This is a genomic window from Sphingomonas sp., from assembly GCF_004799495.1.
GTDB lineage: Bacteria > Pseudomonadota > Alphaproteobacteria > Sphingomonadales > Sphingomonadaceae > Sphingomonas.
This window is the reverse complement of the sequence record NZ_SSMY01000009.1, coordinates 60,737-69,937: the sequence shown is the minus strand read 5'-3', so window position 1 is coordinate 69,937 and position 9,201 is coordinate 60,737. Positions and strand designations below refer to the sequence as shown.

Genomic DNA, 9,201 nt, shown 5'->3' with positions numbered 1-9,201 from the left:
CGAGCGCGACGGCGCCCGACAGGACCAGGGCGATCGCGAGGCTCGACGCCACGGCGGTGCGGATCATGTGTACGACTCCCCCAAATACGATGGGCGGACAGTGAGGCGCCGCCAATGGCCGGTCAAGCGGCCAAATAGTTCGCGATTTCCTGGCCTAGTTCCGAGCGCAGCACCGCGCTCATATGACCGCCCGGAATTTCGCGGTAGGTCGCGTGCGGCAAGGCATCGGCTAAGTCGCGCGCCGAACCATTGTCGTGATCGTCGTCGCCTTGCAGCACGAGCACCGGCATCGGCACCGCGCGCACGTCCTCTTCGGGCGTGTTCACGAACGTGTCGAGGATGTGGAGCAGCGCGACGGGATCGCCCTTGGTCGTCTTGAGGAACGCCTCCGCCAGCCATTCGGGGCTGCCCTGCCTGAAGCTGCCGAGGTTGGTCAGGATATTGCGGAAATGCCCGCTCCGGCCCTCGGTCCTGGTCACGCCCGTCAGCCCCATCCCCGACAGGATTGCTCGCCGCGGCGTCGCGCCATTGGCCAGCATACGCATCGTCGTGCGCGCGCCGAGCGAATAGCCGCCCAAGTCATAGTCGGTCAGGCCGAGATGCTCGATCAGCGCGAACCCGTCGCGCATCAGCACGTCGGGTGGGTATGCCGCCGCGTCGTGCGGCTTGGCGCTAGATCCATGCGCGCGCAGGTCGGGCATGATCACGCGGAACCCTGCCGCCGCAACCGCCGCGGCGTGGCCGTAGCGAATCCAGTTGGTGTGCGCGTCGGAGAAGAAGCCGTGGATCAGGACGACGGGGCGCCCCTCTCCCGTTTCGCGCCACGCCAGCCGCTCGCCATCGAAGCTTCCGAAATATTGCGGTTCGATTGGCGCGCTTGCCACAGGCTGTCATCCATCGTTCGACGAGGCAATAATTGCCCGCGATCCGCTTCGCCGGAAGCGGCGGCATGTCAAGCGCGCGGCCTTCCTAAAAAAGTTTCAAAAAGGTACTGGATTATATAAGCAAGCTTATTATATCCCCGCTCATGAGCGACTCACTCGGTTTCCTGATCAGCGATGTCTCGCGGCTGATGCGACGTCGGTTCGACGAACGCGCGCGCCAGCTCGGCGCGACTCGCGCGCAATGGCGCACCCTCACTATGCTCAGCCGCAACGAGGGCATCAACCAGGGCGCGCTCGCCGAATTGCTCGAGGTCGAGCCGATCACGCTGTGCCGGATGATCGACCGGCTCGAGGAATCGGGACTGGTCGAGCGCCGCCGCGACCCGGGCGATCGCCGCGCGTGGCAATTGTTCCTGACCGAGAAATCGACGCCGATGCTCGCCGACCTGCGCGTGACCGCCGACGAATTGTTCGAGCAGGTGCTGATCGGGATGAGCGAATCCGCCCGCGACGCGTTGAGCGCCTCGCTGAACCTGATCCGCGCGAACCTGATCGCGCTCCCCTCCCCCCGTACTTCCGAGGCCGCCCATGGCTGACGCCGACCCCAAGATCAAACCGAAGGCCGACCAGGTCGCCGCAGCCAACGTCATCGAAAGCGTCGAGGCGCCGGTGACGATCGTCAAGAAGCGCCGCTGGGGCCGCATCGGGCTGATGGCGATCGTCCCGCTGCTGATCGCGGCGGTCGCGGGCTATTTCTACCTGACCGGTGGGCGCTACGTGTCGACCGACAACGCCTATATCCAGAACGACACGATCTCGATCAGCCCCGATGTGTCGGGCCGCATCGTGTCGGTCAACGTCAAGGAAAATCAGCGGGTCAAGGCGGGCGACGTGCTGTTCGTAATCGACCAGGAGCCGTACAAGAACGCGCTCGAACAGGCCGACGCCGCGCTCGCCGCCGCGCGCGTGCAGGTCGCGACCCTGTCGACCGACACGGGCAGCGCCGCCGCCGATATCGAAAGCGCCAACGCCGACATCGCGCTTGCGGTCGGCACCTACAACCGCCAGGCCGCGCTGATGAAGCAAGGCTTCACGACGCGCGCCGCGTTCGACGCCGCCGCGCACGAAGTCGCCGCCGCCAAGGCACGGCTCGCCACCGCGCGCGCGTCGGCCGCCAAGGCTCAGATGCAGGTCGGGAGCGGCGTCGTCGGCTCCGGCGTCCCCGCCGCGGTGCAGGTCGCGATGGCCGAGCGCGACAAGGCGGTGCTCAACCTCAGCCGCACCGTCGTGCGCGCGCCCAAGGACGGCATCGTCAGCCAGACCAGCCGGTTGCAGGTCGGCAACATCACGCCCTCGGGCGTCCCCGCGCTCAGCCTGGTGATCAGCGCTTCGCCCTGGGTGTCGGCCAATTTCAAGGAAACCGACCTCGCCAACATGCGCGTCGGCCAGCCGGTCGAGCTCAAGTTCGATGCCTATCCGGGGCTGAAGGTCGCCGGCCGGGTGCAGAGCATCGGCGCCGAGACGGGATCGCAATCCTCGATCCTCCCGGCGCAGAACGCCACCGGCAACTGGGTCAAGGTGACGCAACGCGTGCCGGTCAAGATCGAGATCGTGGGCAAGTCCGACCGCGCGTTGATCGCGGGGCTGTCGACCGACGTCGTGGTCGACACCAAACCCAATGGCTAGCGCCGCGGCCCGATCGCGCGGGCCGGCCGCCATTCCGGCTACCCCGACGCTCGGCAAACCCTTGCTGCCCACCGCCAACAAGGGGTTGCTGACGGTCGGGATCATGGCCGCGATGGTCATGCAGATCCTCGACACGACGATCGCCAACGTCGCGTTGCCGCACATGACGACCGCGCTCGGCGCAACCGGCGACACGATCACCTGGGTGTTGACCAGCTACATCATCGCGACCGCGATCGCGCTCCCGGCCACCGGCTGGCTGAGCGACCGGCTCGGCAGCCGCAACCTGTTCCTGATCGCGGTCGGGGGGTTCATCGTCGCATCGATGCTGTGCGGCACCGCGGTCAATCTGAGCGAGATGGTGGTGTTCCGCGTCTTTCAGGGCATCTTCGCCGCGTTCATCAATCCGCTCTCGCAGACCTCGATGATCGACATCAACCCGCCCGAACGGCAGGCCAAGGCGATGTCGGTGTGGGGCATGGGGGTGATGGTCGGGCCGATCCTGGGGCCGGTGATCGGCGGCTATCTGACCGACAATTTCAACTGGCGCTGGTGCTTCTACGTCAACGTGCCCGTCGGTGCGCTGACCTTCGCCTTGCTGTGGTTCCTGTTGCCGTCGCGGCCCAAGGCGGAGCGCAGCTTCGATTTCACCGGGTTCGCGTTCGTCGGGATCGCGGTGTCGGCATTCCAGCTGATGCTCGACCGCGGGCAGAATCAGGACTGGTTCGCGAGCTGGGAAATCATCATCGAGGGACTGGTCGCCGCGTCCGCGCTGTGGGTCGCGCTGATCCATCTGTCGACCGCCGAAAAGCCGTTGTTCGACCGGCACCTGTTCAAGAACCGCAACCTCGTCACTGCGATGTTCTTCATGGTCGTGATCGGGGTGTCGACGATGGCGCCGATGGCGCTGTTGCCGCCGATGCTCCAGCAATTGTTCGGCTATTCGGTGGTGCAAACGGGCATGATGATGGCACCGCGTGGCGTCGGCGTGCTGGTGACGATGTGGCTGGCGGGGCAGATGATCGGTCGGGTCGACACCCGCATCGTCATCGCGGTCGGGCTCGTCCTGTTCGCCTGGTCGTTGCGCACGATGGCGAGTTGGTCGCTGGAGATGGATTCGTGGCCGGTGATCGTGTCCGGCTTCATCCAGGGGCTTGGCATGGGGCTGGTGTTCATGCCCTTGAACAGCCTCGCCTTCGCGACGCTCGACCAGCATTACCGGACCGACGGATCGAGCCTCCTCAACCTGATGCGCTCGATCGGCCAATCGGCGGGCATTTCCATGGTCACCGTGTTCCTGACGCGCAATATTCAGCAAAGCCACGCCGATCTCGCCCAGCATATCACCGATAAGCTCATCCCGAGCTTCAACCTGAGCCAAATATTCCAGTACGGAATCGTGTCCGACGCGGTGTTCGAGATGCTCGACGGGATGGTCAATAAACAGGCGGCGATGATCGCCTATATCGACGACTTCTACCTGATGGCGTGGCTGTCGATCCTGGTGTTGCCGCTGGTGCTGTTGCTCAAGAAGCCCAAGGGCAAGGTCGAGGTGGTCCACGCCGAATAGGCGTCAGCGCTTCTCCAGCCCCGCTTGTTCCATCCGCCACAGCGCTAGGTCGATGCGATCCTGCCCGAAGAACGGCTCGCCCTGAAATACCAAAGTCGGCACGCCCCAATGCCCCGCCGCTTCCAGCGCGGCCTGGTTGGCGGCGATTTCGATATCGAGCGCCGCGGCATCGGCTTCCGCCTCGGCGTCGAGCTCGGCCATGTCGAGTCCGGCGCGCGTGGCCGCCTCCGCCAGATGGTCGCCTTGGTTCCACCCGGCGGCACCGCCCCAGATCAGCTGTGCGACCTCGTCGGCGTAGGCGAACCCCTTGCCGCGCCGCGCGGCGACCTGGCCGGTGCGGACGAGGCGATAGATATACGGCTGATCCTCGCCGATCTGCCGCGTCACGACGTTCTGGACGATCGGGTCGGGGCGGGGCGGCGCGAAGGGGATGCCGGCATGCTGCGCCACGCGCATCACGTCGCGGATCGTATAGCCCAGCCAGTTGGGATGGTTGCGCTCGAAGAAATCGGGCTGGCGGATCGCGAGCGGATAGACCGGCTTGAGGTCGATCACGAGGTCGTAGTCGCACACGATCTGGCGCCAGCGGGGCAACGCCAGATACGAATAAGGGCTGCGGAACGAAAAATAGAGGTCAGCCCGCAACCCCATTTTCACGCCGCCTTCTGTAAATGCCGGCGACCGAGGAGTTCCGCGATCTGCACCGCGTTGAGCGCCGCACCCTTCCGCAGATTGTCGCTCACGCACCACAGCGACAGGCCGTTGTCGACCGTCGGATCCTCGCGCACGCGGCTGACATAGGTGGCGTACTCGCCGACGCACTCGATCGGGGTGACGTAGCCGCCATCCTCGTGCTTATCGACCAGCATCACGCCGGGCGCCTCGCGCAGGATGCGCTTCGCCTCGGCGGCGGATATCTCGTCTTCGAACTCGATGTTGACCGCTTCCGAATGCCCGACGAACACCGGCACGCGCACGCAGGTCGCCGACACCTTAATCTTCGGATCGAGGATCTTCTTGGTCTCGACCACCATCTTCCACTCTTCCTTGGTCGTGCCGTCCTCCAGGAAGCTGTCGATGTGCGGGATCACGTTGAACGCGATCTGCTTGGTGAATTTCTGCGGGGTCGCGGGATCGCCGACGAAGATGTTGCGCGATTGCTCGAACAGTTCGTCCATCCCGGCCTTCCCCGCGCCGGAGACCGACTGATAGGTCGCGACGACGACGCGCTTGATCCTGGCCGCGTCGTGGAGCGGCTTGAGCGCGACGACGAGTTGCGCGGTCGAGCAATTCGGGTTAGCGATAATGTTCCTCGCGCGATAGCCCTCGATCGCTTCCGGGTTCACCTCGGGCACGATCAGCGGCACGTCGGGGTCCATGCGGTAGAGCGACGCATTGTCGATCACCGTGCAGCCGGCCGCGGCGAAGCGCGGCGCGTGGAGCTTCGAGCCCTCGGAGCCGATCGCGAACAGCGCGATATCCCAGCCTTCGGGATCGAAATGCTCGATATTCTGGACCTTGAGCTGCCGTCCGGTCTCGCCGAAATCGACCATATCCCCGGTCGAGCGCGATGACGCGACGACCGCGATTTCGTCCGCCGGGAATTCGCGTTCCGCCAGTATATTGAGCATCTCGCGCCCGACATTGCCGGTCGCGCCAGCGACAACCACCCGATAACCCATCGTTCTTTTCCTTATCGCCCGCCTCCGCGGCAGCGCTTGCTACTTAGGCGCCAGACGCCAGAATGGAAGCGCGCTTTTGTTGGCGGCATGCGAAGGTCAGGTTGATGTCCGAATTTCCCATCGATGCCGTCCGCGCGCGTTTCCCGGCGCTAGCCCGCGGCGCCGCGTTCTTCGACGCGCCCGGCGGCACGCAGGCGTGCGACGCGGCGATCGCGGTGATGAAGCGGCATCTGACCCAGGGCACCGCCAACGCCGGCGGCCCGTTCGCGACATCGGTGGAGACCGATCAGGTATCGGCGGACGCGCATGCCGCGATGGCCGACTTGCTCGGCGCGCGCCGCGACGAGATCGCGTTCGGGCCGAACATGACCAGCCTGACCTTCGCCGTATCGCGCGCGCTGGCGCGCGAGTGGCACGCGGGCGACGAGCTGGTCGTCACGCGGCTCGACCACGACGCCAATGTCGCGCCGTGGCGGCAGGCTGCCGAGGATCGCGGCGTCACGGTGCGCTGGCTCGATTTCGATCCGGTGAGCGGGCGCTGGGCGCTCGACGACCTCGCGGCACTACTCGGCCCGAGGACTCGGCTGGTCGCGCTCGGCATGGCGAGCAATGCGCTCGGCACGCTCAACCCGATCGCCGAAGCCTGCGCTTTGGTCCGCGAGCGCAGCACCGCCCTCACCTACATCGACGCCGTCCAGTCGGTCCCGCACATCGTCACCGACCTCTCCGCACTTGGCTGCGACTTCCTCGCCTGCTCGCCGTACAAGTTCTTCGGTCCGCACCAGGGCGTGCTGTGGATGCGGAGCGGCCTCGCGCCGCGTGCCTACAAGGTCCGTCCCGCCGGCAACGACGCCGCGCACCGCTTCGAAACCGGGACGCCGTCGTTCGAGGGGCAAGCCGGGGTACTCGGCACGGTCGGCTATCTCGAATGGCTCGGCGCCCAGGCCGATCCCGCGGCCAATTGCCGCCGCGCAAGGCTGGTCGCGGCGATGGAAGCGATCGCCGCCTACGAGCGCCATCTCGGCGATCACCTCCTCGCTGGCCTCGCGACGATCCCCGGCTTGCGGTTGTGGGGGCCGCCGACGATGGACGGCCGCGTCCCGACCTTCTCGTTCACGCTCGACGGCCACGATGCCCACGCCATCGCGCAACACCTCGCCGACCGCGGCATCTTTGCCTGGGCCGGGCATTTCTACGCGGTCGAGGCGATTGATCGGCTCGGCCTGACCGACACCGGCGGGCTCCTCCGCGTCGGGCTCTGCCACTACAGCACGACGGGCGAGGTCGACCGCCTGATCGCTGCGTTGCGAGACCTCGCGGCCGCCCGATGATCGTCTCGTTCCGCCATCGCTTCGTTTTCGTCCGTGCGCGCAAGGTCGCGGGGACCAGCGTCGAGATCGCGCTGTCGACGGTGTGCGGGGGCGACGACATCTCGCCGCCGATCGTCGCGATCGACGAGCGCCTGCGCCAAGACATGGGCGGGCATTGCGGCAATTTCAGCGACGATCCCGTCCGCGAGCGCGCCTATTTGTCGCTAATCCGCGCGGCGACGCCCGATCAGCTGGCGGCAATTCCAACACCCCCGACGCGATACGAGCCGCACATGTCGATCACCGAGATCGAGACGGCGACGGGTCGCTCGTTCGATGACTTCGCGCTGGTCTGTGTCGAGCGCGACCCGTTCGCGAAGATCATTTCGCAGCTCCACATGAATACCAACTTCGCCGCGTATCAATCAGCAACCCACGCCGACATGGCGGCGCCCCCGCCCGACGCCGCGGCGGTGCTCGACCGCCTGATCACGCGGGGCCGCCCAGGCCGCCTCAAGAGCATCCACATGTACGGCGGGCGTGCGCCGCATGTGCTGCGCTACGAGCACCTCGAGGCCGATCTCGCCGCGTTCGCGCGGACGCTCGGCGTCCCGACGCCGCCGCTGCCGCACGCCAAGCGCGGGCCGCTATCGAACACTATCGACCCGGCCAGCTTGTTCCGGCGCGACCAGATCGACTGGATTAACGGCTATTTCGCCGAAGAGATGGCGGCGTTCGGCTACGCGCCCCGCTGAATCCGGAAGGGTTGCCGCCGGAGATAGGACAGGCTGCGCCACGCCCATTCGAGCGGCCCCATCGCGAAGAAGCGCGTCCAGATGTTGGCGACGATCAGGCAAGTCACGAAAACCCCGGTCGCGATCCAGAACTGCCCCGCCCATCCGAACCGGCCCCACAGGTTGAAGCCGTAGGGCGCGAACAGGATGTGCACCCCGATCAGCTGTTCGAGGAAATAGAGCGAGAACGCCGTCCGCCCCGCGGCCTTGAACGGTGACAGGATCGTTCTGCCGAAACGCCACTTCACCAGCAGGTTGATCAGCGCGAGGTGCCCCAGTCCTACCGCGAGCCGCGCGGGCTCGGCGAGGAACCAGATCGGCTTGGGGGCAAAGCTGAATTGCATCATCGGGATGATGCTCGTCGCGCGGATGGTGATGCCGACCGCATAGCCCGCCACCATCAGGACGGCGTAGAACCGCGCCGATCTCAGCCCCTGGATCACTCCCCATTTCCATAGCGCGATTCCGATCAGCATCGCGCAGAACGCTTCGAACACGATTTCGAAGAGATAGGATTGCTGGACGAAGATCAGCGACCACAGCTGCCAATAATTCCGGTAATAGCCGACTACGCTCGTGTGCCGCTGTTTCTCCTCGGCGAGCTTCTTGTCCGTCCCCGGCGGCACCGTCGTGACGCTGGCTTGCAGCCCCTTCCACTCGGTCACCGCCGCCTTGTCGTCGGACGTGAGCGGCACGCCCGCCTTTTGATGCGCGGTCGCGGTGTCGACCCTGGCGACCAGCTGAGTGCGCTCGATATATTCCGGCAACCCGAATGCGCCCGCGTAGACGGTGTAGATCAGCCCGAGCGCGACCAATGTCTTCGGCCCCAGCTGGCGGAACACGAACAGCGGCATCGCGGCGAGCGCGTAGATGAACAGGATGTCACCGGTCCACAGCCAGACGAAGATGTCGAACAGCCCGAACGCGGCGAGCCACAACGTCCGGCGGAAATAGAGATCGGCGACCGCGACCGGGCCGTCGGGCTCCATCGCTTTGGCCGTCAGCACCATCATCCCCGCGCCGAACAGGAATTCGAGCAGGCAGCGCTGCGTTCCCTCGAGGAAGATGTTGGTGAAGGCGTAGGCGGCCTGGTCGCCCGGGGTCCAGCCAACGTGCCATGGCCCCAGGAACATCATCGTCGCCGGATACGCCTGGAACGCGATGTTGAGGTAATAGATGCCGAGGATGGCGAGCCCGCGCGCGATGTCGAGCACGTCGATCCGCTCGCGCCCGCGGACCGGCGCCAGCTGCGCCGCTTTCCCCGCCATGCCGCCC

General features: G+C 66.0%; 9 protein-coding genes. 5 read left to right on the top strand and 4 right to left on the bottom strand.

Features of this window, described 5'->3' with window-relative positions; translation table 11 throughout:
- Positions 1 to 122: 122 nt before the first annotated feature.
- Positions 123 to 884 carry an alpha/beta fold hydrolase gene (locus tag E7773_RS10640; RefSeq protein ID WP_293990968.1) on the bottom strand — a complete coding sequence of 254 codons (762 nt, stop codon included), beginning with the start codon at positions 882 to 884 and terminating at the stop codon, positions 123 to 125.
- 143 nt (positions 885 to 1,027) lie between these two features.
- On the opposite strand from E7773_RS10640, the gene E7773_RS10635 reads away from it, so the two are divergent.
- The 3 genes from E7773_RS10635 to E7773_RS10625 are packed head-to-tail and all read left to right on the top strand — an operon-like array spanning position 1,028 to position 4,140.
- Positions 1,028 to 1,480, top strand: coding sequence for a MarR family transcriptional regulator (locus E7773_RS10635; protein ID WP_293990966.1), 453 nt, complete (start codon positions 1,028 to 1,030; stop codon positions 1,478 to 1,480).
- Complete coding sequence (locus E7773_RS10630; protein ID WP_293990964.1) at positions 1,473 to 2,570, top strand: HlyD family secretion protein; 1,098 nt, start codon at positions 1,473 to 1,475, stop codon at positions 2,568 to 2,570. Before E7773_RS10635 ends, E7773_RS10630 begins: the two co-directional genes overlap by 8 nt.
- On the top strand, positions 2,563 to 4,140 hold the full coding sequence (locus E7773_RS10625) for a DHA2 family efflux MFS transporter permease subunit (protein WP_293990962.1): 1,578 nt from the start codon (positions 2,563 to 2,565) through the stop codon (positions 4,138 to 4,140). The genes E7773_RS10630 and E7773_RS10625 overlap by 8 nt, the downstream gene beginning before the upstream one ends.
- A 3-nt stretch (positions 4,141 to 4,143) precedes the next feature.
- Here E7773_RS10625 and E7773_RS10620 read toward each other — a convergent pair whose 3' ends face one another.
- Together E7773_RS10620 and E7773_RS10615 are read right to left on the bottom strand one after the other, a co-directional pair.
- Positions 4,144 to 4,791 carry a DsbA family protein gene (locus tag E7773_RS10620; RefSeq protein WP_293990960.1) on the bottom strand — a complete coding sequence of 216 codons (648 nt, stop codon included), beginning with the start codon at positions 4,789 to 4,791 and terminating at the stop codon, positions 4,144 to 4,146.
- 2 nt (positions 4,792 to 4,793) lie between these two features.
- Complete coding sequence (locus tag E7773_RS10615; RefSeq protein WP_293990958.1) at positions 4,794 to 5,822, bottom strand: aspartate-semialdehyde dehydrogenase; 1,029 nt, start codon at positions 5,820 to 5,822, stop codon at positions 4,794 to 4,796.
- A 104-nt stretch (positions 5,823 to 5,926) separates the two neighbouring features.
- Between E7773_RS10615 and E7773_RS10610 the strand changes: the two genes are divergently transcribed.
- Both E7773_RS10610 and E7773_RS10605 read left to right on the top strand, forming a co-directional pair.
- Entirely contained in the window at positions 5,927 to 7,153 is a 1,227-nt protein-coding gene (locus E7773_RS10610) for a cysteine desulfurase-like protein (RefSeq protein WP_293990956.1), read from the top strand.
- Complete coding sequence (locus E7773_RS10605) at positions 7,150 to 7,887, top strand: hypothetical protein (protein ID WP_293990954.1); 738 nt, start codon at positions 7,150 to 7,152, stop codon at positions 7,885 to 7,887. Before E7773_RS10610 ends, E7773_RS10605 begins: the two co-directional genes overlap by 4 nt.
- On the opposite strand, the gene E7773_RS10600 is transcribed toward E7773_RS10605, so the two are convergent.
- The gene (locus tag E7773_RS10600) at positions 7,872 to 9,194 is read right to left on the bottom strand and encodes a DUF418 domain-containing protein (RefSeq protein WP_293990952.1); all 1,323 of its coding nucleotides are present in this window, start codon (positions 9,192 to 9,194) and stop codon (positions 7,872 to 7,874) included. The two genes, E7773_RS10605 and E7773_RS10600, sit on opposite strands and share 16 nt — an antisense overlap.
- Positions 9,195 to 9,201 lie beyond the last annotated feature (7 nt).

What these genes read in the sequence shown, in the direction of transcription:
- E7773_RS10635 (WP_293990966.1), top strand. Translation starts at nt 1,028, where the DNA reads ATGAGCGACTCACTCGGTTTCCTGATCAGCGATGTCTCGCGGCTGATG.
- E7773_RS10630 (WP_293990964.1), top strand. Translation starts at nt 1,473, where the DNA reads ATGGCTGACGCCGACCCCAAGATCAAACCGAAGGCCGACCAGGTCGCC.
- E7773_RS10625 (WP_293990962.1), top strand. Translation starts at nt 2,563, where the DNA reads ATGGCTAGCGCCGCGGCCCGATCGCGCGGGCCGGCCGCCATTCCGGCT.
- E7773_RS10620 (WP_293990960.1), bottom strand. Translation starts at nt 4,791, where the DNA reads ATGGGGTTGCGGGCTGACCTCTATTTTTCGTTCCGCAGCCCTTATTCG.
- E7773_RS10615 (WP_293990958.1), bottom strand. Translation starts at nt 5,822, where the DNA reads ATGGGTTATCGGGTGGTTGTCGCTGGCGCGACCGGCAATGTCGGGCGC.
- E7773_RS10610 (WP_293990956.1), top strand. Translation starts at nt 5,927, where the DNA reads ATGTCCGAATTTCCCATCGATGCCGTCCGCGCGCGTTTCCCGGCGCTA.
- E7773_RS10605 (WP_293990954.1), top strand. Translation starts at nt 7,150, where the DNA reads ATGATCGTCTCGTTCCGCCATCGCTTCGTTTTCGTCCGTGCGCGCAAG.
- E7773_RS10600 (WP_293990952.1), bottom strand. Translation starts at nt 9,194, where the DNA reads ATGGCGGGGAAAGCGGCGCAGCTGGCGCCGGTCCGCGGGCGCGAGCGG.